This is a genomic window from Microcystis sp. T1-4 (genome assembly GCF_000297435.1).
Classification (GTDB): Bacteria; Cyanobacteriota; Cyanobacteriia; order Cyanobacteriales; family Microcystaceae; genus Microcystis.
Genome location: NZ_CAIP01000177.1, coordinates 1 through 23,755 on the forward strand (window position 1 = coordinate 1; position 23,755 = coordinate 23,755).

29 protein-coding genes are annotated in these 23,755 nt (G+C 42.6%); 11 read left to right on the forward strand and 18 right to left on the reverse strand.

Translation table 11 applies throughout. The annotated features are described in order from the left end of the window. Position 1: 1 nt before the first annotated feature. From hemF to MICAI_RS10855, 5 genes are all read right to left on the reverse strand, one after another. Entirely contained in the window at positions 2-1,024 is a 1,023-nt protein-coding gene (gene hemF / locus MICAI_RS10835; protein WP_008201582.1) for an oxygen-dependent coproporphyrinogen oxidase, read from the reverse strand. Positions 1,025-1,217: 193 nt separating this feature from the next. Beyond that, positions 1,218-2,006 (reverse strand): ion transporter, encoded by a 789-nt coding sequence (locus tag MICAI_RS10840; RefSeq protein ID WP_039899994.1) that lies wholly within the window; start codon positions 2,004-2,006, stop codon positions 1,218-1,220. Between the two features lie 86 nt (positions 2,007-2,092). After that, complete coding sequence (locus MICAI_RS10845; RefSeq protein ID WP_008201585.1) at positions 2,093-3,010, reverse strand: NAD(+) kinase; 918 nt, start codon at positions 3,008-3,010, stop codon at positions 2,093-2,095. 23 nt (positions 3,011-3,033) lie between these two features. Continuing rightward, positions 3,034-4,011 carry an SDR family oxidoreductase gene (locus MICAI_RS10850; protein WP_008201587.1) on the reverse strand — a complete coding sequence of 326 codons (978 nt, stop codon included), beginning with the start codon at positions 4,009-4,011 and terminating at the stop codon, positions 3,034-3,036. Between the two features lie 61 nt (positions 4,012-4,072). Next, positions 4,073-4,963, reverse strand: coding sequence for a S66 peptidase family protein (locus tag MICAI_RS10855; RefSeq protein ID WP_008201590.1), 891 nt, complete (start codon positions 4,961-4,963; stop codon positions 4,073-4,075). 58 nt (positions 4,964-5,021) lie between these two features. Between MICAI_RS10855 and MICAI_RS10860 the strand changes: the two genes are divergently transcribed. After that, the gene (locus tag MICAI_RS10860; protein WP_039899995.1) at positions 5,022-5,822 is read left to right on the forward strand and encodes an Rpn family recombination-promoting nuclease/putative transposase; all 801 of its coding nucleotides are present in this window, start codon (positions 5,022-5,024) and stop codon (positions 5,820-5,822) included. Positions 5,823-6,115: 293 nt separating this feature from the next. Further along, on the forward strand, positions 6,116-6,316 hold the full coding sequence (locus tag MICAI_RS10865; protein WP_039899996.1) for a hypothetical protein: 201 nt from the start codon (positions 6,116-6,118) through the stop codon (positions 6,314-6,316). 17 nt (positions 6,317-6,333) lie between these two features. Here the strand turns inward: MICAI_RS10865 and MICAI_RS10870 are convergent, their stop codons facing one another. The 7 genes from MICAI_RS10870 to trxA form a co-directional block, all read right to left on the reverse strand. Beyond that, positions 6,334-6,792, reverse strand: a complete 459-nt coding sequence (locus MICAI_RS10870) for a cupin domain-containing protein (protein WP_008201594.1) — start codon at positions 6,790-6,792, stop codon at positions 6,334-6,336. Between the two features lie 48 nt (positions 6,793-6,840). Then, positions 6,841-7,683 (reverse strand): dihydropteroate synthase, encoded by an 843-nt coding sequence (folP, locus tag MICAI_RS10875; protein WP_008201596.1) that lies wholly within the window; start codon positions 7,681-7,683, stop codon positions 6,841-6,843. Between the two features lie 127 nt (positions 7,684-7,810). Then, positions 7,811-8,608, reverse strand: coding sequence for a hypothetical protein (locus MICAI_RS10880; RefSeq protein WP_008201598.1), 798 nt, complete (start codon positions 8,606-8,608; stop codon positions 7,811-7,813). 156 nt (positions 8,609-8,764) lie between these two features. Beyond that, positions 8,765-9,424: a hypothetical protein gene (locus MICAI_RS10885; protein WP_008201600.1), complete on the reverse strand. Its 660-nt coding sequence runs from the start codon at positions 9,422-9,424 to the stop codon at positions 8,765-8,767. Between the two features lie 36 nt (positions 9,425-9,460). Beyond that, a complete protein-coding gene (gene coaD, locus MICAI_RS10890) occupies positions 9,461-9,934 on the reverse strand; it encodes a pantetheine-phosphate adenylyltransferase (RefSeq protein WP_008201601.1) in 474 nt (157 codons plus the stop codon). After that, positions 9,931-10,215 carry a DUF427 domain-containing protein gene (locus MICAI_RS10895; RefSeq protein WP_002743550.1) on the reverse strand — a complete coding sequence of 95 codons (285 nt, stop codon included), beginning with the start codon at positions 10,213-10,215 and terminating at the stop codon, positions 9,931-9,933. Before MICAI_RS10895 ends, coaD begins: the two co-directional genes overlap by 4 nt. Positions 10,216-10,248: 33 nt before the next feature. Continuing rightward, positions 10,249-10,566: a thioredoxin gene (trxA, locus tag MICAI_RS10900; protein ID WP_008201603.1), complete on the reverse strand. Its 318-nt coding sequence runs from the start codon at positions 10,564-10,566 to the stop codon at positions 10,249-10,251. A 364-nt stretch (positions 10,567-10,930) separates the two neighbouring features. On the opposite strand from trxA, the gene map reads away from it, so the two are divergent. From map to MICAI_RS10925, 5 genes are all read left to right on the forward strand, one after another. Further along, entirely contained in the window at positions 10,931-11,776 is an 846-nt protein-coding gene (gene map / locus MICAI_RS10905; protein ID WP_008201607.1) for a type I methionyl aminopeptidase, read from the forward strand. 103 nt (positions 11,777-11,879) lie between these two features. Further along, positions 11,880-12,281, forward strand: coding sequence for a universal stress protein (locus MICAI_RS10910; protein ID WP_008201608.1), 402 nt, complete (start codon positions 11,880-11,882; stop codon positions 12,279-12,281). Between the two features lie 444 nt (positions 12,282-12,725). Further along, positions 12,726-12,950: a DUF2811 domain-containing protein gene (locus MICAI_RS10915; protein WP_008201610.1), complete on the forward strand. Its 225-nt coding sequence runs from the start codon at positions 12,726-12,728 to the stop codon at positions 12,948-12,950. 49 nt (positions 12,951-12,999) lie between these two features. Then, a complete protein-coding gene (gene pth, locus MICAI_RS10920) occupies positions 13,000-13,626 on the forward strand; it encodes an aminoacyl-tRNA hydrolase (protein ID WP_008201612.1) in 627 nt (208 codons plus the stop codon). Between the two features lie 134 nt (positions 13,627-13,760). After that, on the forward strand, positions 13,761-16,088 hold the full coding sequence (locus MICAI_RS10925; protein WP_008201614.1) for a WD40/YVTN/BNR-like repeat-containing protein: 2,328 nt from the start codon (positions 13,761-13,763) through the stop codon (positions 16,086-16,088). A gap of 120 nt (positions 16,089-16,208) precedes the next feature. On the opposite strand, the gene fumC is transcribed toward MICAI_RS10925, so the two are convergent. Next, the gene (gene fumC, locus MICAI_RS10930) at positions 16,209-17,612 is read right to left on the reverse strand and encodes a class II fumarate hydratase (RefSeq protein ID WP_008201616.1); all 1,404 of its coding nucleotides are present in this window, start codon (positions 17,610-17,612) and stop codon (positions 16,209-16,211) included. A 126-nt stretch (positions 17,613-17,738) separates the two neighbouring features. After that, entirely contained in the window at positions 17,739-17,894 is a 156-nt protein-coding gene (locus MICAI_RS25870) for a hypothetical protein (RefSeq protein WP_157221748.1), read from the reverse strand. On the opposite strand from MICAI_RS25870, the gene MICAI_RS10935 reads away from it, so the two are divergent. Further along, entirely contained in the window at positions 17,887-18,174 is a 288-nt protein-coding gene (locus MICAI_RS10935; protein WP_008201617.1) for a YggT family protein, read from the forward strand. The genes MICAI_RS25870 and MICAI_RS10935 overlap by 8 nt on opposite strands. 4 nt (positions 18,175-18,178) lie before the next feature. On the opposite strand, the gene gshA is transcribed toward MICAI_RS10935, so the two are convergent. Together gshA and MICAI_RS10945 are read right to left on the reverse strand one after the other, a co-directional pair. Beyond that, the gene (gene gshA, locus MICAI_RS10940; RefSeq protein WP_008201619.1) at positions 18,179-19,333 is read right to left on the reverse strand and encodes a glutamate--cysteine ligase; all 1,155 of its coding nucleotides are present in this window, start codon (positions 19,331-19,333) and stop codon (positions 18,179-18,181) included. Between the two features lie 39 nt (positions 19,334-19,372). After that, a complete protein-coding gene (locus MICAI_RS10945; protein ID WP_008201621.1) occupies positions 19,373-19,765 on the reverse strand; it encodes a pre-16S rRNA-processing nuclease YqgF in 393 nt (130 codons plus the stop codon). A gap of 339 nt (positions 19,766-20,104) precedes the next feature. Between MICAI_RS10945 and MICAI_RS10950 the strand changes: the two genes are divergently transcribed. The 3 genes from MICAI_RS10950 (at position 20,105) to MICAI_RS10960 (ending at position 22,688) form a co-directional block, all read left to right on the forward strand. Further along, positions 20,105-20,311, forward strand: coding sequence for a hypothetical protein (locus MICAI_RS10950; RefSeq protein ID WP_008201622.1), 207 nt, complete (start codon positions 20,105-20,107; stop codon positions 20,309-20,311). A gap of 239 nt (positions 20,312-20,550) precedes the next feature. After that, positions 20,551-22,143, forward strand: coding sequence for an ArnT family glycosyltransferase (locus MICAI_RS10955; RefSeq protein WP_008201624.1), 1,593 nt, complete (start codon positions 20,551-20,553; stop codon positions 22,141-22,143). A gap of 80 nt (positions 22,144-22,223) precedes the next feature. Beyond that, positions 22,224-22,688, forward strand: coding sequence for a DNA phosphorothioation-associated protein 4 (locus MICAI_RS10960; RefSeq protein ID WP_008201626.1), 465 nt, complete (start codon positions 22,224-22,226; stop codon positions 22,686-22,688). Between the two features lie 8 nt (positions 22,689-22,696). On the opposite strand, the gene MICAI_RS10965 is transcribed toward MICAI_RS10960, so the two are convergent. Together MICAI_RS10965 and MICAI_RS10970 are read right to left on the reverse strand one after the other, a co-directional pair. Continuing rightward, positions 22,697-23,335, reverse strand: a complete 639-nt coding sequence (locus tag MICAI_RS10965) for a DUF1361 domain-containing protein (protein ID WP_008201627.1) — start codon at positions 23,333-23,335, stop codon at positions 22,697-22,699. Between the two features lie 3 nt (positions 23,336-23,338). Continuing rightward, positions 23,339-23,755: an acyl-CoA thioesterase gene (locus tag MICAI_RS10970; RefSeq protein ID WP_008201629.1), complete on the reverse strand. Its 417-nt coding sequence runs from the start codon at positions 23,753-23,755 to the stop codon at positions 23,339-23,341.

Consider the following 23,755-nt stretch of genomic DNA (forward strand, 5'->3'; position numbering starts at 1 on the left):
TTTAACCTGGCCAATTAACCCAATCTTGGGGTTTTAGGAAGACATCATAGAGTTTTGCTTCTGGGGTGTTTGGTGCAGGTTGATAACAGTATTCCCAACGGACTAAAGGAGGTAAAGACATCAAAATCGACTCGGTACGACCGTTAGTTTGCAACCCAAAAATTGTGCCACGATCATAAACTAAATTAAATTCTACATAACGACCGCGACGATAGAGTTGAAACTGACGTTCTCTGTCACCGTATTCCGTCGAGTGCCGTTTCTGGACAATGGGAACATAAGCGGGTAGAAAAGCTCGGCCACAGTCATTAATAAAACTAAAAATTTCTTCCCAGTTGCGGGGTTGTTGGGGAGATAATTTTTCTGAATAGATAGCGGCATCACTTTCGGCAAAAGGACCCCGATAGAGAGGGTCTAAACCGTCTTGGTAATCAAAGAAAATCCCGCCGATGCCTCTAGCTTCCTGACGATGATTGAGATAAAAATATTCATCACACCAGCGTTTAAAAACGGGATAATATTCGGGATGATGTTGGTCGCAAACCTGTTTAAAAGTGCGGTGAAAATGACTAGCATCTTCTTCAAAAGCATAGTAGGGAGTTAAATCAGCGCCACCGCCAAACCACCAAACCGGACCTGCTTCAAAATAGCGATAATTGAGGTGAACCGTGGGAATATAAGGATTGCGAGGATGCAAAACCATCGAGGTTCCCGTGGCGTAAAATTGATGACCGGCAGCCTCGGGCCGTTGTTTGGCAATGCTAGGGGGTAATTCTTTCCCCCAAACTTCCGAAAAATTCACCCCTGCTTGTTCAAAAATTGCCCCTTCCCGCAAAACTCGCGAACGTCCGCCACCACCTTCGGGCCGTTGCCAACTATCTTCGATAAATTTTGCTTGTCCATCCACTTCTTCTAATCCCTGACAAATTTCATCCTGTAGGGATTTCATAAATTCACTGACGCGGCTACGGCTGTCACTGGCGGGTAAATTGGCAAGGGTGGGGGTTGTGGTGAATGCAGTCATACTTAAGGATCAAAGTTGATAACTCAGTGATTATATTACTACTGGGTGATGAAACGGCCGCTCTTCGATACTTAACTTAACATTTAGACGGATTGGGGGTTGGGAAGTGGGGAAGTGGGGAAGTGGGGAAGCGGGGAGAATAAATAAAAATAATCTCCTGACGACCGGCTCCTGAATTTCGCCAGAATTACTATCAATCAGGTTTTTTTAAGAGTTTTGCGCCACAGTTTTTACAAAAGTTGGCATCTATATCGTGACGGGGTAAACCACAATCTGGACAAGGATAATCAATTTGAGTGCCAGATTTTAATAGTTGTTTAGTCAGAGTGCTAATTTGCAAGGGAATTAACAAAACTCCCGTTAAAATCATTAAAACTGTCACCATTTTGCCCCCATCAGAAAGGGGAGTTACATCCCCAAATCCCACGGTAGTCATAGTGACAACGGCGAAGTAAAAAGCATCAAAAAATGTCCGATAGACTTGGGGATTAATCGGGTGTTCGATCTGATAAATTAAACCCGCATAGACAAAAATAATCGAAAATAGAGTTAGTAATATGCGAGTAAATACTATCTGATCGGAAGTTTTAATCCTAAAAATAGAAAGGTCAGAACCAAAAAACCGAATCACTCGCAAAATTCTAAACCAGCGAAAAATTCTAAAGAATCTAATATCAAAAAAACCAAAAAATAGGGGTAGAATTGATAATAAATCTAGGATGGAAAAAATATTAAAAATAAAGCCTAGTTTTGATTCCGCACACCAAAACCGAATTAAATACTCTAGGGAAAATAAGCTTAAAATTCCTCCATCAAGCTGACGTAACCACAGTTGCCAAGTGGCGGATAAGGGATAGGTTTGAGCCACATAAATCCCCAAAGATAGTAAAATTAATGCCAAGATAAGCAGATTTACCGTCAGTCCGATCGCCGTGGTGACATCCTCTAAATAAAAAGCTATCTTGGCACGAAAAGAGAGCATAAATTCAGCTATCAGTAAACAGTAACCAGCAATCAATGAACTGAAAGCTCACATCTGATAACTGATAACTGATAACTGATAACTGATTAAGGTAATTCCACCGAAGTTGGTTTAGCAATATGAGGTAAACCCCAACCCAATTTTTCCCGGAGGATACGGAAGAATTCCGTCGATTGCAGACGAATAAAATGAGCTTGGTGGGGCGATTTCTGCACATTAATTCGATCTTCTGGCAAGATATAAGAACCGCCATTACCGTCCACTACCATCACCATGCGGTTAGCAGTTGCTGGGAAAATATTCACAGTTTCCTTGTCAGAAAATACCAAGGATCTGGAAGCTAAAGAATGGGGACAAATGGGGGCTAATTGTAATACCGGCACATCGGGAGTTATTACCGGGCCACCGGCGCTGAGAGCATAGGCAGTAGAACCGGTGGGAGTGGAGAGAATCACCCCATCGGCAGCGATATCGACGGGTGCGTGTTCACCAATTTGAATCTCAAAATGACACATACTGGTGAGGGGTTCCCGGTGGACGACCACCTCATTGAGAGAAAGTGCCTCCCAGAGGAGGGTATCTTCGCGAAACAGTCGTACCGTGATCATCGAGCGATTTTCGATGGTGTATTTCCCCTCTAAAACCAGTTCTAAGGCTGGTTCTAGCTGATTTAGGTAAATTTCGGTCAAAAAGCCCATGTGTCCCGTATTGACCGTTAACAGGGGCAAATTGAGGGTGGCCAACTGCCGGGCCGCCGATAGGACTGTACCATCGCCCCCCAACACGATCGCAAAACTTAAATCTTGCTCGAAGTGGGGGGGGACTAACTGATCGATCGGGGTAAAACAAACTGGGCGAGAGGGTTTAGAATGGCCTAGTAGGCCACCGCTGCCGGTAGCCATAAACACCTGCCAACCTAGGGAAAGTAGCTGATCTTGTATCTGATGGGCTGTTTTACAAGCGATAGGCTTAATATCGTTGTAAATAATGCCGATTTTGGGCATTGACAAATTTTCCTACTGCTGAATCACGCTTTCTTTTTGAAAGGGGTTTTTTTCTTCTTCTGAGCTTTTTGTTTCTCGAAGTCGATTTCCTTGAGCTTCTTGAGAATGCGGCTAAAGTATTCTTGTAAATAGGATTCTAAAGTAGTTGTTTGACTCGGATCAAGGCCAAATACTTGATAAACTTCTTTCATTGGAGCATCAAGAGCCTGACCACTAGCGAGAACTTCCGCAAAAGCTAGTCGGTCGGATATATTATAGGTCCATTGGAAACAACGGGTTATTCCTCGCATAAAACGCAGTAATCCCATGGGTAAACGCCAAATTTTCCCCTCTTTACCCGATAGGCGCTCGCAAACTTCGATAATTTCTTCAGCTTTCCACGCTTTGCTGCCCACCACGGGATAGGATTGACCGACGGTTTCGGGGACTTCTAGGGCGCGAACGGCGAATTTAGCGATATCTTGGGTGTCCATGTAGGCGATCGCTGTACTTTCCCCCGTGATCCAGACGGTTTGATTATCTAACATCGGGATGGCGTATTGACCGATTAAACCCTGCATAAAGCCACAGGGACGGAGAATTGTATATTTTAAACCCGATTCTGCCAGAAATTTCTCGGTACAGCGTTTTATCTCCATTAAAGGCACATTGGGATATTTTTCGGCATTGAGAATCGAAAAGAAAATAAAGCGATCGACTCCGGCAGTTTTGGCCGCTTGAATCAGATTAACTTTACCATCCCAATCCACCTGTTTAATGCTGGCTGAGTCCGTCGCCCGGGCAGTAGCGGCATCGATTACCGCATCCATTCCCTCTAAAGCGGTAATAATGGTACTCTTATCCCGCAGGGTTCCCCCGACTAATTCCGCGCCCCATTCCTTCAAAAAAGCGGCTTTTCTCTGACTGCGGACCAAACAACGCACTTGATGTCCCTGATCGATGGCATGACGCACGATCTGTCGCCCTAGGGTTCCCGTGGCACCGACAACTAATACTTTCATCTATAATTAATTTTTTGTTACATTTGTTAACACTTCTCTAAGATAGTATCAAAAAAGTGGATCATTCTGGATAGAAAAATTCTAAGATTCCCCGATCCCCGTCCAGTTCTACCATTGTTCCCACCGGTAAAGCGGCATTATCGCCATCATGACCGAAAGGTAACTCAGCAATAACCGCAATGCCTAAATCGCCCAAACGCTCTTTTAAGACTTCCTCTATGGTTTGACTATCACTGCCGGGGGCTGCCAGACAACGGCTAAAACGACCGAGGGCAATGCCTTTAATTTGGGAGAAAATGCCCAGCATTCGCCACTGAGTTAACATTCGATCGATCCGGTAGGGGGCCTCGGTTACGTCCTCTAGGGCTAAAATTACCCCCTCTAGGGTGGGTTGAACCGAGGTTCCGAGGAGATGGGTGGCTACGGTTAAATTAGCCGGTAATAAGCGTCCCCGCACTTTGCCCCCACCCCAACCTTGACCGATAAGAGGGGCTAAAGGACGACCTTCCAGAAGAGAAAAGAGGCGATCAATTGATTGGGGACTTTCCTGGGCTAAGGTGGTTAAAACTGGACCGTGAACGCTACAAATGCCTTGTTTCGCTAAACTCCATAAAATCCCCGTCACGTCGGAAAAACCGATTAACCATTTCGGGTTAGTTTTTGCCCATGTCCAATTTTCTAAGAGGCGAGCGCTACCGTAACCCCCCCTAGCGCAGAGAATTGCTTGACAATCGGCATCTTGCCATGTTTGGGCCAAAGCTTGACGACGTTGCTCGTCGCTACCGGCGAGATAACCGAGACGATTCGACCAATTCTCGCTAAATTCCACTTGATAACCCCTCGATCGCCAGATTTCTACGCCTTTTTCTAGGGCGGCTAATTCCTTGACGGCGCCACTGGTGGCCACCAGAGAAACTTTAGCGCCGGGTTGCAGAAACGATGGGATGATCATAGGTTAATTCTCTTTTGTTGGCGGATTAAGCGGAAATTACAGGTAATTTTGTGACAGCATGAAAACTGACAGCATATTCTATCGAATGTTTCTCGATTTTCCCGATTCGTTCTTTGAATTAATTGAGCGACCCGATGCTATGGTTAGCAATTATCGATTTACTTCCCAAGAAGTCAAACAACTAGCTTTTCGATTGGATGGTTTATTTTTGCCGCTCGATAATCTGGAAAATTTGCCTTTTTATCTGGTAGAAGTGCAGTTTCAAAAGGATGAAGACCTATATTATCGATTATTTTCGGAACTTTTCTTGTATCTTAGACAGTATAAACCTTTGTCACCCTGGCAGATAGTTGTTATTTATCCTAGCCGAGAAATTGAGCGAGAACATCCCCAGCAATTTGCAGATTTTTTATCCCTAGCAAGGGTTAAAAGAATCTATCTGGATGAATTGGCCAATGATGAGACTCCTTCCTTAGCGATCGCCCTGATCAAATTGGTTACGGAAAGCGAGAGTCAAGCTGTTAATTCTGCTAAGATTTTAATTAAACAGGCTCAAAGAGAAGTCAGCGATCGCTTAGTGCAGAGAAATGTCATTGATTTAATCGAAACGATCATCATTTATAAGTTACCCCAAAAAAGTCGAGAGGAAATTGAAGCTATGTTGGAACTACAAGACCTAAAACAAACTCGTTTCTATCAAGAAGCTTTTGGAGATGGTATTGAACAGGGAATAAACTTGCAAAAATTGAAAACAATTTCTCTACTGCAAGACCTCGGTTTAACCCCGCAACAAATCTCAGAACGCTTAGACTTAACTCTGGAAACAGTGCTTAACTATTTGGCACAACAGCAACAATGATCGATCCTGTTTAAACAGTCTAGAAAAGCAGCAATTTCTAAGTAGTTGGCAAATGAATAGTAGTGAATTAGTGACCTTTAAGCTATCAGCGATGACTCGATGAATAACGACTTATTGACTTTTCTCTTTGGTTTTGCCCTTCTCATTCTCTATCTAGTTTTTTCAGCTTTAACCGAGATGGGAACAAAATGGCCTTGGACAAAAAAATAGAAATACTTATAAAGGTTGATAAACATAAAATCGGGTCAGGGATTCGGTCATTGGAAAAATTCTATTCGCTCTACTGATAAAGTATGAAACTAATCGCTGATATTTCTCCCAGTTTGGATTTATTCTTGTTGCTTTTTTTCTGGCATTGTCTCATCGGTGGCATTGCTACAGTCATCGCTATCAATAAAGGCTATCCAAGATTAAATTGGCTAATCTTCGGACTTCTGGGAGGAACCTTTACCTTTTTTATCGCTCTTTTCCTGAAAAAAAAGCCCAAAATTTAAGGAATAATATGGCTTGATCATCCTTTAATAGTTCCCATCAACACCTCTAAATCTTCTGCGTCTAACTCCTCTGGGATACCATTGCGAATTAATTCCGAAAAATCCTCATTGGGAACCATAAAACATAGTGCATAAAGTCTTCCGTCCCCCACATTTCTAATCTCGTGAATACCCGTGGGACGGACTAATAAACTATCCCCTGGACTTAGGGGAATCGGTTTACCATCACAGATAGCCATTCCCTCCCCTTTGAGGATAAAAAACATTTCTACGGCAAAATGATGACGATGGGTAGGGGTACAACCGTGGGGATCGAAAATTTCCACACAGACGGTCAAGGAATCCCCCGCTACGGTAGAATCGAAGACGATCGCTAAACGATTTGTATCCCCAGCGCTAATGCGAAAAACTTGATAATCCCGGGGAGATCGAATCACGGGTAACATACAATGATCGCTGGTTAGTTGGCTATTCATCGCTAATTTCGATCGAAGTGTGGATGATTTTAAGACTAGCAAAAATTTTCAACTTCGCTCGATTGCGTCCACCACTTTACTCACATCTATGATCGCAGCCACATCATGGACGCGCAGGATATCGGCCCCCTTAGCGATCGCTATAGCACAAGCCGCCGCCGTTCCGAAAACTCGTTCTTTTGGGTCATCTTTGCCTGTAATCTCGCCGATAAAGCGTTTTCTCGACAATCCAATTAAAATAGGTAAATCTAAATCCCGAAATTGCCCTAATTCTCGCAATAACTCAAGATTTTGTCTCCCAGTTTTGGCGAAACCAATCCCCGGATCGATGATAATATTTTCCCTAGCAATGCCCCACTGTACAGCTTCCTTAACGCGATTCTGTAAAAATTCTTTAATTTCCTTGACTAAATCCTCATAATGTGTTAAAGATTGCATGGTTTGCGGATTGCCCCGCAGGTGCATGAGGATGATGGGAACGGCCAATTTAGCCACCGTGGGCAATAATAGGCGATCGAAGGTTCCCCCAGAAATATCATTGATCAAATCGGCCCCGGCGGCGATACCTTGGGCTGCCACGATCGCCCTAGTGGTATCGAGAGAGATAGGAATAGAACTTTGTTGTCGAATAGCGGTGATTACGGGGATAACTCGCGATAATTCTGCTTCTAGGCTAATTTCTTCGGCTCCCGGACGGGTGGATTGACCACCGATATCGATTATATCAGCCCCGGCCTCGATCATTTTCATCGCCTGTAGCAGGGCATTTTCAACATTGTCAAATTCTCCCCCATCACTAAAACTATCGGGAGTAACATTCAAAACACCCATGATATAGGTGCGTTTTCCCCAAGCAAAAATATGTTCACGAATTGCCATTAAATTAGACATAATAATAAATCCTGTTGAAAAAGTATATGAATTATGAATTATGAATTATGAATTATGAAGTGTGGAGAATAAATCAAAATAATCTCCTGATAACTGATAACTGATAACTGATAACTGACGGTGATAGTTAATTTTTAAGTAGAGAAGAATCTTTTAATTCAAAATAAGCTTGTACCTCTTCTTTCCAGAGTTGATATTTTTCTTGAATTAGTTGATATTGACTGGCAAAATCGAGGTTACAATCAAGGAGATTGGTATCGATATCGGATTGCACTAATTCCCGTTCGATCAGAGTTTCTCGGATAAATTTTAAACATTCTTGTCTCAAAGTTTCCGCTTGATCGATAATTAGCTGGACTTGATTAATTGCTCGATCATACAATGGAGTTTGTGAATGAAAAATTTCGGAAGATGCGGCCAGATTTCGCAATCTATGTAATTGATTTCTCTTTTCCACTAAACTGGCAATTTTGGGGTTAATTTCAAAAAGTAAGGTTTTCACCAGAGGAGCCAAGCGGCGAGTATTAGTATAATCGTAGTTATTAAGGTCTGATTTAATCAGCTCTACCTGTTGTAAATCGACGGTAACATCGTGGAATTGTATCTCGGTTTCGGTGATGGTGGGATGAATCGTTTTAACTTGCCAAGTGGTAACAGAAGTCAACTGCTGGCGATCACTATTAACCATTTGCCGCTCCATTTTCAGCACATCGAGGGGAATGCTATAAAGTTTTTTCTCAGGGATATAGATAACATCGCTACCGAGAATGCGATCGATTTTAGGACGACGATATAAATAATGATACAGGAATCGATAAAAGCTTTTACTACCTTGAAATATCTGGAGAAATAACCAAATTTTCCAGCTAAATAACCCGCTGAGAAAGCGTCCGAATAGAGGGGAATTCGAGGAGGGGTTATTCATGAAATTCCGTTATCAGTTATCGGTGAGGAATCGGAGGTTTGGTTCTTTTCAGCGATCAGTAAATAGTAAATAGTAAACAGTAATCAGGGATAAAGATAAAGATAACTAACTAATTAACTTAAAACTTACATCTGATAACTGATAACTGATAACTGATTAAGGACGTTCTCCGGGTAGATTGTTTGAGGATGTTGGTTTCGATCTTACCTGTTGACGACCGTTGCGGATAACCTGTAACATTTGCCCTAATTGTTGATCGAGATGTTCTAAAACTGCTTCGGCATAGTCGTCAGCGTCTTTTTGAATTTCATGACATTCAGCTTGGTTTTTTTGTCGTAACTGTTGCACTTCCTGCACGGCGCTGTGACGCATTTGTTCGATTTCATCGAGGGTTTGTTGTTGCAAGGATTCGCACTCCTGCTGAACCCGTTGACGAATTTGGGCCGCTTGCCGTTCTGCCTGTTGAATAATACCGGACTCATCGAGAATTTGGGCGGCTCTTTGTTGAGCGGAACGAAGGACTTGTTGAGCGTATTCCTCTGCTTTAGTGATAATTTCCTGTTCTTCCTGCAAAATTGCTAAAGCTTTCTGTACTGCCGGTGGCACGGTTTCATAGATGATATCGATTTGTTCGGATATCTGTCCCTCATCGATCATTGTCCAACGGGTGAGGGGGATATGGAAACTATCAAAAATCATCTCTTGCAGACGCGCCAGATCCTGATAGATATCGAAATCGACGGGTGGACTGGGAACCCCACTATTAGAAGTGTTAGGTACTGCTTTTTTGCGATCATTAGGTTCTCGGCGCGCCATAGGTTCAGGTCGTCCTCATTACTGTATTCTAGTATGTTAACTGTAGTATGAGTAAATATCTCTAGAAACGTTTTCCGGGACTAGATGGCTGACGGAGCCACCGAATTGAGCGATTTCTTTAACCACGCTACTGCTTAAAAAACTATATTCTTTGGTGGTGGCTAAAAAAACCGTTTCGATCCCTTCCCAGAGGGTTTTATTGGTATGGGCCATTTGCAGTTCTTTTTCAAAGTCCGAGAGGACTCGCAACCCCCGCAAAAGTACCTTGGCTCCTTTCAATCTGGCATATTCAACCGTTAATCCTGAAAAACTGTCTATCTCAACGTTTTTCAGGTGTTTTGTGCAGTATCTGATCTGTTCTATGCGTTGTTCGACGGTAAACAGGGGGTTTTTATGGGGATTGCAGAGAACTGCCACGATTACTCGCTCGAATAGTGGCACACTGCGTTCGATAATATCTAAATGACCGAGTGTAACTGGATCGAAGCTGCCGGGGTAGATGGCGATCATTTCTCAACCTTCACACCTCGCCAAAAAGCGATATATCCTTTAATATTTTGGGCTTTTGGTTTAGGATCGGGATAATACCAAGCGGCATCTTTATTATCCTGTCCATCTACCCTGAGAGTATAATAACTAGCCTCTCCTTTCCAAGAACAAATGGTATGGGTGTTACTGGGTTGGAAATATTCAGCTTTGATGGTATCGGGGGGAAAATAGTAGTTTCCCTCGACAATTTCGCAGTTATCGCTTTCCGCTACCACTGCACCATTCCAAATCGCCTTTGCCATGACACTAACTCCTAGTTCTGGTTCAAAATCATCTTACAACAGAGTTTGTAAATGTTGAACCAGTTGGTTAACCTGCACCACTCCCTCAATTCGATCGATCGGTTGACCATTTTTAAAGACTACTAAAGTCGGTAAAGCTTGAATACCGTACTTACTGGCTAAATTGGGATATTTGTCTGTATCAATTTTGACAATTTGTAGGCGATTTTTGAAATACATTCCCGTTTGTTCTAGAATCGGAGCCATCATTTGACAAGGACCGCACCAAGTGGCATAGAAATCCACTAACACGGGAAGATTAGTGGATTGCAACAGTTCCTGAAAACTGGAAAACTCTTTTTTGACTGCCATAAATTGTCACCTCGCCGGAAAAATAGTCTTTTTCCTACTATAGCTTTTCTACTGAAGGGGTGACAACGAGGTTGAAGTCTAGGCTGGGTGTGGGGTGTGGGGTGTGGGGTGTGGGGAAAATCTCCTCGCTGTCAGCCGTCAAATTCATTAACTTACTTAAGCTTAAACCTGATTCTCTCGTCCTCATTTCGGGGAAAGTCTCAAGGTTTTTCCCTACACCTTACCCCCACACCCTGTTTCACTTTCAATCTGCTTGTCACCCCTTGAGACTTTTCTTTTTCTAGATGTTCCTTGATTTCTCCAGAGTGGTCATCGATCGCCGGGAAAATGCTAAGTTAGGTAAAGACTCGACAGCCAAATCTCCATGAACATCCTAACCAAGCTGCTTTTTCCCGAAACTAAAACCCCAGAGCAAGTAGGTTCACCGCGAGTACAGAAAAGCCGCCGGGGAATCGAAACCAAATCCGCCGCAGAAATCGTTATTATGCGACAAGCGGGTAAAATTGCCGCCACAGTCCTCAAGGAAATTGCCGAGATCGCTCAACCCGGGATGACGACGGCGGATCTGGATGCCTATGCGGAAAAACGTATCCGCGCAATGGGTGCTACTCCCAGTTTTAAAGGTTATTATGGCTTTCCTGCCTCGATTTGTGCCTCCGTTGATAACGAAGTCGTTCACGGTATCCCTAGCCCGAAAAAACGCCTCAAAGCCGGTTCTGTGTTAAAGGTAGATACGGGGGCCTACTACCAAGGTTATCATGGGGATTCCTGTATCACGATCGCGATCGGTTCCGTCTCTCCCAAAACCGAAAAATTAATCCGTGTGGCGGAAGAAGCTTTATATAAAGGCATAAATCAGGTAAAAGCTGGCAATTATCTGCTCGATATCGCAGGAGCGATCGAAGATCACGTTCAAGCTAACGGTTTTCAAGTGGTAGAAGATTTTACCGGTCATGGAGTTGGCAGAAATCTCCACGAAGAACCCTCGGTATTTAATTTTCGCACTAATCAGTTACCCAATGTCAAACTCCGCGCCGGGATGACTCTAGCAATTGAACCAATTGTCAACGCGGGATCTAAACATACCAGAACTTTGCGCGATCGTTGGACGGTGGTGACCATGGATAATGCTCTCTCCGCTCAGTTTGAGCATACTGTCCTAGTAACCGCCACGGGTTACGAAATCTTAACTGATCGTAATAACCTATAAAATTGTCTATCTCGGCTTATTATCCTTAGATAATGGCAAAATAAAAGATTTTTTGCTCCGGAATCTTAATTGGAAGTTTATTTAGCGGCAGGATTTAGTCAAAATGTTTAAAAATATTGTTGTTGCCTTAGATTGTGGGGAATTATCGGATCGAGTCCTCCATGCCTTGAATTCCCTTTCTCTAACGGCAAATTCTCGCGTCATCCTCACCCATATCCTCGGCAAAGAGGGAGATGAATCGGCAGTGGATCGCCCTCACCCCTCCCGTGAGATCATTGAAGATCAATTGCGCTGCTATCAATCCCAGATTGCTGTCCCCAGTGAAATCGAGGTCATCTTCGGCGATCCTGCGGAGGAAATTATTCGTTTAGCTAATATCTATCATGCTGATCTGATCGTGATCGGCAGCCGGGGATTAACGGGAGTTCAACGGGTGATCGAAGATTCTGTTAGTAGTCTCGTGGTGGCAGAAGCTACCTGTTCAGTATTGGTGGTGAAAGCATAGCAGCCAGCATTCAGCGTCGAGACTCCCAGACTGGTGAGACAGCTATCAGGGATCGGATTTGAGCAGCACTGCTGACTAAAATTTGCAAATCTTATTTTTCCCCAATGTTTTCCCCCATACATTCCCCGGTATTTCCCCACTCACTCCCAAGTTTTCCACAGTTTACCCAGACTTTTCCACAGGCAACAGCGATAGAATCGGCACTTGCTTCCAGAAAAAATTAATCTTGATTGTCAAAATCCCCATCGATAGATACTGAGTTACTGTTAAGTTAAGTAAATAAAATCTAGCTCTAACCCTTATTCCCTCGTAAATATTAAGTTTTTCTAAAGCATTCCTTTACATCTGGTAATATTGCAACTCCCTCCAACTTGGCTCACAATAGTCCTTACTGTCCACTACAGGAGTCAGGGATTTCCCCACTTCCGATCAGAGGTAAACGATATGAATACATCAGTCAGTATCTTGGCAGAAATCCCCGAAATCCTCCATCAATCCCTACAACAATACCTAGAAGCTCACCCCGGTTGGGATCAAGATGGTGTGTTTACGGCGGCCTTGTCATTTTTTCTACTTAATTGTCAATCCCCCGAAAGGATGAATTTTGAGGAGCAAAATAGCTGTGCCAAGGTTTATCTAGAAACTTTGTTCCAGCGCTCGGAGTGCTAATTCGGTGATAATAAGAGTCGGGTCCTGGTTAAAAACCCGATTTCTCCCTATGAATTCCGATAAAACCCCTAATTTAATCATTCCTCGGCTAATTATCGGTTTGGGTAATCCCGAACCCAAATATGATCGCACCCGTCATAATATCGGTTTTGAAGCTGTGGACGCATTAGCGCGGGATTGGCGGCTATCTTGGCAGGAAAATAAGCGATTTCAAGGTTTTATCGCCGAAGGTGACGGTCCTCCCTGGGGCAAAATTCGTCTCTTGAAACCCCAAACCTATATGAATCGCTCCGGGCAATCGGTGCGAGCGGTGCTGGACTGGTATAAACTAGCTCCAGAGTCGATTTTAGTCATTTACGATGATATGGATCTGCCCCTGGGCCGGTTGAGAATCCGTCTATCGGGATCGGCTGGCGGACACAACGGGATTAAATCGATGATTGCCCACGTTGGCACGGAAAACTTCGCTCGTTTACGCATAGGAATCGGTAAATCAACCGAAAAAGCGACAATTTCCCACGTTTTAGGCCGATTCACCCCCCAAGAAAACGAAGTCATCTTGAAAGTGTTAGACTTGTCCAGAAAAGCGATCGAACTTGGTCTCAAACAAGGGTTACAAAAGGCAATGAGTCTCTACAATAATCAAAGTGTAGAGATTGGTTCTAATCTATGCTGATAGCAAATAAGCCCGATTTTAGTAATGGTTATAATCGCCATTTTTGTCTATACTCTTACAGAACCCTTGCTTAAATTTTGATCGTCCTTTGCTAGATTAGGTCAATCTTTATCCTCGATGTTAGCAGTTTAATTATGATTAATCGCCAAAGTTTGCTGAGATGCGCCCACAAGTTTAATCTCATTTTATTGATAATCGCTACAGTTTTTTGTCTTTGGAGTAATCCCGTTTTTGCCCATCGTCCCCATGATGTAATTAGTCAAGTGGAAGTTTCTCCCGATTTCCAGACAGATAATACAGTATATATCTTGGTGCGAAATAACTTTTATAAATCTAGCGATGGAGGCAGCAACTGGACAAGATTAATTCAAGGTTTAGATTATACGGGGGAATTAAGTTCCCTGTCCCTATCTCCCCTCAATAAAAATATTCTCTATTTAGCTTCAAGATCCAATGGTATTTATAAAAGTGAAGATGCGGGGGAATCTTGGCAGAAAGTTAATCAGGGTTTAGAAACTAACTTGATTAGCTTCGTAGAAATTGCCCCTTCCGATCCCAATATAGCAGCAGCAGTGGGATTAGAAAAAGGGGTTTATTTAACCGCAGATGGTGGTAAAAATTGGTCAAATATTTTCCCCACCAATGCACTGATAACATCTCTAGCTATTACCCCCAACAATCCAGGGCGAATTTTTTTCGGGGATGAAAAAGGGAAATTATACACTTCCTCTGATGGGGGGAAAACTTGGCAGAATCTCCCCTTACCTACCAATGTGGGGGCAGTAGATACAATTGCTTTTTCTCCTAATCTAGACAGGGATAAAACCTTTTTTGTCGGTACAAAAGAAGCAGGTATTTTTAAAACCGTTGATGATGGTAAAACCTTCCAAGCCGTCAACGAAGGAATTAAAGATAAAATCATCGAAGACATCGTTATTTCTCCTGACTATGCCCAAAACTCCACCCTTTATGCCATCACTTGGTATGACGGAATGTATGTTTCTCAGGATGGGGGCAAAAGTTGGACAAAAACGAGCGAGGGTTTAACCAAAGATAAACAGGCTGATGATTATAAAGTTCCCCATTTTATGGATTTAAAAGTCGTTCAAGATACGATGTTTTTAGGGGGATTTAATGGCTTATTTAAAAACACTGATAGCGGCAAAAAATGGCAGGAAATAGAAACTTTAGCTCGGGGAACAGTTATCGACATGGCGGTTTCTCCTAATTATGCCCAAGATGCCACTGTCGTCATTGCTAATTATGTAGGCAATATCTTTATCAGTCGCGATAAAGGGGAAACTTGGACACCAATTAATCGCGGTTTAGAGGTTTATCGATTTGGTAAAGATACGGAGGAGTCAGGACAAGATCCCCGGCGTTTCTTTGACATTGCCTTTTCTCCTAACTATGGACAAGATAGAACTATTTTTGCTGGTTTTTTACGCAATAGATTTGCCAAATCCGATAACGGTGGTGATTTCTGGAAAATTATCGAAATTGATCAGAGAGTCCGCGGTCCAAGAATAGTTCCTTCTCCAGATTTTGCTAACGATAAAACTCTTTTTCTCACCAATCAGCAGGGGAGAATATTTCGTTCTACCGATGGAGGAAATACGGTTAAAAATATCAGTGAAGTGGGCAAAATTTCTGGTAATTATGCTCCTGCCATGGTAGCATCCCCTGATTTTGCTAAGGATAAAACTTTGTTTGTCACGGGAAAAGAGGGTATTTATCAAAGTGTTGATGGTGGACTAACTTGGAATAATGTCAGCCAAGGCCCCCCCCTATCAAAAACCGCTAATGTGCAGTTGGCAATCTCTCCCAATTATCCCAGTGATCGAACTATTTTTGCTGGGACAATTTCCGGTTTGTTTGTCACCAAAGATGGTGCTAAAAGTTGGACAAAATTAGAGAAACCGGGGTTTAATCCGCAAGCATCGGTAGAAACCATTGCTATCTCTCCTGATTATGCTAATGATCGCACGGTAATAGTTAGTTTACAGGGAGATGGTTTGTTTAAATCTACTGATGGCGGGGAAACTTTTAAATCAATTGGTGATCCTAAAATACCCCTAGTGAAAATTCATAGTATCCCTTCCTCTGGGATCTCGGTCCAGTTTTCTCCTAATTACGCTCAAGATCAAACTTTATTCGGTTTTGGTGGCGCTCAAACTACAGTTTTTCGTTCCACCGATGGGGGGGAAACTTGGACAAGTGTAACTATTCCTCCTCACGCGGAAGAAGATACACCCCGCTATAAAATCGGTGAGTTTTTCTCTGGTCCCCTCGGCACAATCTGGCGCTTAGTTATACCGATTCTCCTCGCAATCGCCGCTTATTTTCTGGTGGGTTTCCTACAACTGGAGAAAGTTATTAATCTTCCTAAATCCTTCTTCCGCATGGCAGCAGCATTTATGATTTTTCTCTTTGTTTTCTTCGCTATCATTAGCCAAGTTTAGGAGAAATTTTGACCGGTGGGGCTTGACAAATCCCGCCGCTTGCCATATACTTATATGTATAATGGGAATCCGTGCCTGCCTGCGACCTCTGATTTTTGCGGCAGTTATCCCCTCAGAGAATTAACCATCAGCAACGTAGGGATTGACCATCTTAGCGGGGTCAACAATGCGGTCAAAATCTGCCTCGTTGATGTATCCCAGTTGCAAGGCTGCCACTTTCAGAGTTAGATCCTTTTCTAGGGCATAATGAGCGACGTAGGCAGCCTTTTGGTAGCCAATCACGGGACTTAAAGCAGTCACCAGCATCAAGGACTGATTTAAAAAAGTCTCAATTTGTTTTTGATTAGCAGTCATCCCCTTCACCAAAAACTGACAGAAATTGCCGCAACCATCCGTGAGCAGCCGGATAGACTGCATAAGATTATGAATCAACAGCGGTTTATAGACATTCATTTCCAGATGTCCCCCGGCGCCTCCCATCGTCACCGCTAAATCATTAGCCATCACCTGCACTGCTATCATCGATAAAGCTTCGCATTGGGTGGGATTAACTTTCCCAGGCATAATTGAAGAACCCGGTTCATTTTCCGGCAGCTGTAATTCTCCTAATCCACAACGGGGACCACAGCTAAGTAAACGGATATCATTAGCAATTTTATAGAGGGAACTAGCGATAGTTTTCAGTCCCCCGCTCAAGAAAACTAGAGCATCGTGGGAACCTTGCACGGTAAACTTATTAGGAGCGGTAATAAAGGGTAATTTGGTCAGATTAGCGATTTCTGCTGCCACATCTCGATCAAAATCCGGGGGAGCATTAATTCCCGTACCCACTGCTGTTCCTCCCAAGGATAAACGATAGACTTTTTCGAGACATTTTTCTAGCCAATCGCTGCCGTCATCTAATAAACCCACATAACCGGAGAATTCTTGTCCGAGGGTTAAAGGGGTGGCATCCTGTAGGTGAGTGCGACCAATTTTAACTATATTCGCCCATAATTGCGCTTTTTCATCGAGACTATTCCGTAATAGTTGCAAACTGGGAATTAATTTTTCCTTGACTGCCAAGGCAACGGCAATATACATGGCCGAGGGAAAGGAATCATTCGTCGATTGGGACATATTAACATGATCGTTGGGATCCACGGGGGTTTTGCTCCCCAAAGGATTCCCCGTCAGTTGACTGCAACGATTGGAGATGACTTCGTTGATGTTCATGTTAAATTGAGTACCACTTCCTGTCATCCAAACGTAGAGGGGAAAGTTATCCTCGTGTTGTCCGGCTAAAATTTCATCGCAGACTTGACAGATTAGGTTTTTTCTCTCCTGACTGAGACGATTTTTTTGCTGATTGACAATTGCACAGGCTTTTTTGAGAATGGCATAGGACCGGATCATCTCCCGGGGCATGAGATTATCACCGATACTAAAGTATTGTAGGGATCTTTGGGTCTGCGCTCCCCAAAGTTTATCGGCAGGGACGGGAATTTCTCCCATGCTGTCTTTCTCGATGCGAAATTCTGTCATCTTTAAGTTACTTCTGAGGTCAGCAAAAGATGGTCGTTATTTGGTCTGAAAAGAGAGGGTCTCCAAGTCGGCACGGATTCCCATTATAACAAAAGTATAAGTCAAGTCGGGCTGGTTTGTCAAGCCCTATGGGGACTTTTTCTTGGCGGCATTTTTACCCGGGAGGTTGACAAGAATAACTGGCAGGGTGCTGGGGCGATGAGGATGATTAAATGGGACAAAAACTGTTATATTGTAGGGAAAATAATCGGTAAAAAAGACGGGATTGGAAACTATGGACACAGCGATCGCATTAAGTTGGACATTGGGAATTATCTTAGGGTTGATGACCCTTTTGTTTATCTTAAGGATCGTGCTGACTTGGAATCCACAGGCAGATTTAAATAGCTTCCCCTTTAATATTATTGCCTGGCCCACAGAACCTTTTTTAATCCCCGTGCGTAAACTGATACCACCCTTGGGAGGAGTTGATATTTCTCCAATTATTTGGGTGGGAATTTGTACGCTGCTGCGGGAAATTCTTCTCGGTCAACAGGGTTTAATTACCATGGCCTTAAAATAATTATTCACGCGACTAAAATATGCTGACATAATTTATGTTCTAACTCTCGTTCCTGTTTTTCTAGGGTAATAATCGCCTGTTTGATAATACTTTTAACATCCATACCCTGGTCGGATTGTTTTAACCATTGCTGTGCAGTGTTACCTTCACGGAGGATTTTTTGTAAGGGGGAGAGGAAACAACTAAAACCCCTTTCTTTAGCGATCGGATAAACTTGAACATAGAGGTCTTTAATCCAATCCCTAGCTAAGATTTCTCGGCCATCGTACCAATGTCTCAGGGTGGCATCAAGACTAAAACGAGCGGCAGCCTGTTCGTTTGCTTGGGTTAAAGTCAATAAATCCTCGCTGCGATTGCTGCTGGGTAATTGACTTAAAATTAAGGGGTCTAATTGGGGATCCTGTAAAAGTTGAGTTAAACGGGCCTCTAAAAAAGCCATAACTGCTAATAAACTAATAGGATCAGCAATCAGGTCACAAATTCGCAATTCTAGACGATTGAGATTATAGGGACGATTGCTACCGTTAGGACGTACCGACACCCAGAGATGACGAACATTCTGCATCGTGCCGAGTTTTAATTGTTCCTCGGTCCAGGTGACAAAATGTTTATGACTTTCAAAGAGGGGAACATCAGCGGGAGTTTGGGGGAAAACTTGCCAACGACGGGAATGGGAACTGGTGATTTTACCGTCGAGAAAAGGAGAAGAAGCACTTAAAGCCAAGTATAAAGGAGCTTCTAGGCGAATTAAGCGACAGGCACGCATTAAATCCTCATAATCGCTAATACCGACGTTAATATGAATACTGGCCGTGACCACATTAGTGCCGTAGGTCTGTTCGATATAGTCATGATAGGGATTGTGGGGGTCACTGCGATAAAAATGCTGACTATCACCCAAGGAGAGGGTACTGCCGGGGACTAGGGTATAATCGCCTAAACGACGCAAATATTGCCGTAGAGCCAGACGAGGTTTTAAAGTAGCGCATAAAAGACGGTCATAGTTAGTCATGGGAGCCGTAGTATATTCTACGTTACGACTATCCGGTTCCCGGACAAAACCATCCAAATCCTTGACAATGCGATCGGATAAACCGATAATTTCTCCGGCTGCTGTTCCGGTATACATTTCCACTTCAAAACCTTTACTTAGGAGCATCGTCAATTCACCCTGCTGTGTCTATTTTGTAGTTTGACATTATTTGGACTGTAAATGACGTTCGATCAGTAGAATCGCTACTATATCATCAATGGGGCGATCGGGAAGACGCATACCTTGGGGGATGAGTTTCTGTAATCCCTTGGGGGGGAACATTTGCCAATAGCGATCACGCGCTTCTAGGGTACTATTGCGTTCATCTACTAGAGTAATCGGGATGGTGAGACGAGCGGCAATTTTTTGGCGCCAACTTTTTGAGGTGGTTTGATTCCCCATCACCAACAATTCGATCGGATACTGTTGACAGAGACTGGCTAAACGCTCGATCGCTTGTGACGATGCTATCACCTCATGGGTATAAATTTTACCCGTCGATGACCTGACCGCGATCCCACATTTATCCTTACCCGGATCAAAACCGAGAATACACATAGTTTTTATCTCCTGCAGCACTGGTCGGTTTGATTAAATCATTAAATTAGGGGGTCGGGTGTTGGGGATTTCAGTTATCAGTGATCAGATTGTAGTTTTAAGTGGACAGTGTGAGGTGAAAACCACTGATTATTGTTTACTGTTCACTGCTCACTGATAAAAGCAGCAAGGGAAGCCCAAATTCTATTGGTTCAATTATACTATGACTCTTGCCGATACAGTCACTACAATAATATTATGGTAGGGGCGCATAGCGTACGCCCAAAATGTAATATAGATATTTCGACCAAATTGAGATGCAGCCACGGAAACGAACTAGACCTGAAGAGGTAGAAATTTATGAAAGCTTTTGATGATGGAGAAAATATCATCGAATACTTGGATTTAACTAAAATTAAACCTGCTAATTCCGAGGAACAAACAATTGCCTTTGAGTTTCCCTCATGGATGGTAGAGGCTCTTGAGCAAGAAAGTCAGCGTCGTGATTTACGGTTACAAGCTATTGTCATGATTATTATTGATTTGATGGTGGCAAAAGTTATTTAATTAACATCAGTTTTATCTAAGTTCCCCGTTCCCTTAATCCTCTTTCAGATCGCCAATCAGCAACGCCTAGGAAGATTTTGTTGATAGCCAAGGGCTAAGAGATGACAGAGTTGGTGATATAGTAACTAAAGATCACATTTAAATCTAACCTTGCCATAGATGCACAAATCTCAAATCTGGCAACCCCAAAAATCTCCCGTCTCTAACATCAGTTTTAGCGATGAAATGAGGTAAGAATTTTGACCAAAATAATTAGCGATCGCCTGGCCGTTTATCTGCTCATCGGTGGACTCCTGTTTAGAACAATCATCGCCCTGGGGCTTTATCCAGGGTACGATGAGGCATATTATTACGTTTACAGCCATAATCTGGATTGGAGTTATTTCGATCATCCGCCAATAGTAGCGATTTCCACGGGTTTTGGGACTTGGATCACGGGATTAGTCAATCAATTTACCATTCGCTTCGGTACTCTCCTCCTCTATACTGGCAGCCTCTGTTTGCTATATCTGACGGCTTTAAAATTGTTCAGTCTGCCGGTCGCCAGAATGACTTTAGCGATCGCCACTCTCATCCCCATCTATGGGATTGTCTTCGGGATTCTCTCGCAGCCAGATAGTCCTTTAATCTTTTTTTGGTCATTAACAGTCTATTTAGCTGCCCAAGAATTCTGGCCAATTCGGGGAAAAAACTATCATCCTAGCTATCGTCTCGCTTATATTGGACTTGCCGTAGGATTGGCGGTTTTAAGTAAATATCACGGCTTTATTTTGGGTTTTGGTTTAGTTTTATTTTGTCTGACCACTCCCCGCTATTGGCCTGTATTTAGATCCCCTTGGTTGGGATTAGGATTTATTCTTTTTTTGATAACTTTATTGCCGATTATCTACTGGAATATTAACCATGATTGGATTTCCTTCCGCTTTCATTTAGAAGACCGTTTTTCTGGAGAACCCAAAACCTTTAATATTCTTGGTATTCTCTCGGTTATTGGCATTAGTATCGCCACGATGTTTCCTCCTTTTGGTCTGCCAATGTGGTGGGTGACATTTAAAAGCTTTGGCGAACAAATTACTAACTTTCTCTCGAAAAAAAGATTTTTTCATCGAGATGAAGAATCCCTCAAAAACTGGTTAATTCTTTCGGTTTCTCTGCCTTTAATCCTCGGAATGCTTTATGTGGGTGCTTCCCATTATCTCGCCCCTAGTTGGATTTTACCCGGGTTTTGGTCCTGCACGATTTTATTAGGAGAAAAGGCCAATACTTGGCAGCAATCTTCTCGAATCTGGGTAAAAAGATGGTTATGGGGATCGGGAATTTTTATCGTTACTGTTTTATCTATAGCAATGCTTCACGTTACTTTTGGCACTTTCCAAAAACCTGGTCAATACGCAATCTTTGGGGGAATTATTGCCCCAGAACAAGACCCTTCTCGGGAAATTGTCGATATAAATCAACTGCGCCAAGGCTTTGCTAATTCGCCCGAATTATTAGCACTATTAAAAGATTCTAGCTTCGTTTTTACCCATAGTTTTTATGTGACAGCATGGCTAGATATGGCCCTTTATCCCCTAGTTCCTATTCCCGTCACCTGTTTTAACAACGATCAAAGGGGTTATCAAATTTGGTTTAATCCTCAAGAATGGATCGGTAAAAATGGTTTATTAATTACTACAAATAGTTCTCTAGAAAGACCAGAAATAATTGATCGCTACCGTCCCTATTTCCAAGATATAACTAAAGTAGCTGTCATTCCCATCAAGCGCGGTGGTGTCACCATCGAACAATTTCATGTTTACCAAGCTAAAGGACTAATTAAAACCTATCCTTAAAATAGATCAATTAGTTCATCAATACTCCTGATTTCTATCTCCTAAATTTTGTAAACTTTTTAACTTTTTACTTGATAAATATGTCCATTCATCGAGTGCGTATTGCTAGAGATAAAGGGGAATTTGTCCAGTCCTTAGTTAATTTTAATCAGGGAATTGGACCCTTTCAAACCTATGCTGATGTCATCGCTTTTGCGGCGGCTTTAGGGGTAAGATATCAAGAGAGGGTAGCCATAGAAAATGTAGCGAAAGAACCCTCACCTATTAACCTGGAAATTTTTATTTCTCGTGGCTACGATACCCTAATCAAATTATTGGCAGTCAATGAGTTCCAAGACACAAAAATTCTTTCTCCCCACGGGGTAGATTCAGAAGCTTTGCGAGTGACAATTTTCGAGGAATATGCCAACGCCGGTTTAGCAAGATTAGAACGAGAATTGCGCGGTGCGGTGGATTATACTGAAAGATTATTGTTAATTATCAGTCAAGAACGTTTTCGAGACATTACTGCCACAACCGAATTCGATTTAGGGAGATTTTTGTAGTAGAAATTCTAGTTATTCTCGCAGGAGGCAAAAAATCGATTGTAAAGTCTTTTGTTGATCTCGTATAGTAACCAAATAATTAAAAAACAGACAGGGATAAATATCAAAGGTTTTTTAGTTAGTAAATTCTGCAAACTCCAGAATAGTTGCTGCGGTTGAGTGACTAGATACCAACTATTCAGCCGAAGAAAACGCCCCAGATAGATACCGATCGCACTTAAAAAATGGAGAGTTATTTCTAGGGGTAAAACTGCTGAATTTAGCTGACTTTGCTGACAATAACTTTTAAAATTAAGTAAGGAGAGAACGTATAGCTGAAAGCCAATAAAAATAAAGATACTATACTGGGGAATTAAAACTAAAAAAAATAAACTTTTGGCGTAATCCTGCTGAATATAAGAGATTAAATGAATGCTATCGGTGAGAATATAGGGAGCATTGGGTAAAAAAAGCACAAAAACTAAGAGAATTAACCACCAGAGTAGGGAACGATCGAGGGTGGTACGAAATAGCCAAAAGCTGAGGATAAAGGGGATAAAGGCCAGAAAAGAATTCCAGACAATCCTCCCGGTACTAAGGTTAAATAATTGCCAAGCACTTTGCCACCAATCCCCAGTTAAAATCATCGTTAAATCCGTCCAAATCATTCCTTAAATACCAGTCTCTTCTAGGGTTGATAAATATCCTAACCAATTTTTTAAAGATTCCGGGAAAGGGATTCTTTCTCTAGCGGTGGGAGCGATGCACACATGGCGGGTTTTTGCTTTTCCGACCATGATTTCAGCCAAATAAATTTTATACTGCAATTCAAACTCGTTTTCGCTTAGGGATCGGACAGTGAAATCAATCTGTATGCGATTACCACAAAAAAGAGGACGAAAAAACTGGATTTCCGCTTGAGTAATCGGTAGGGCAACCGGAGAATCTTTCAAAAAATCCTTGATATTGATGCCAAATTGTGCTAAAGAAAACTCGTAGGCTTCATGACAGATCGAGAGAAGATGGGCAAAGTAAACCACACCGGCCGCATCGGTATCGGCCAGATAAATTAGGCGCTCATAGGACAT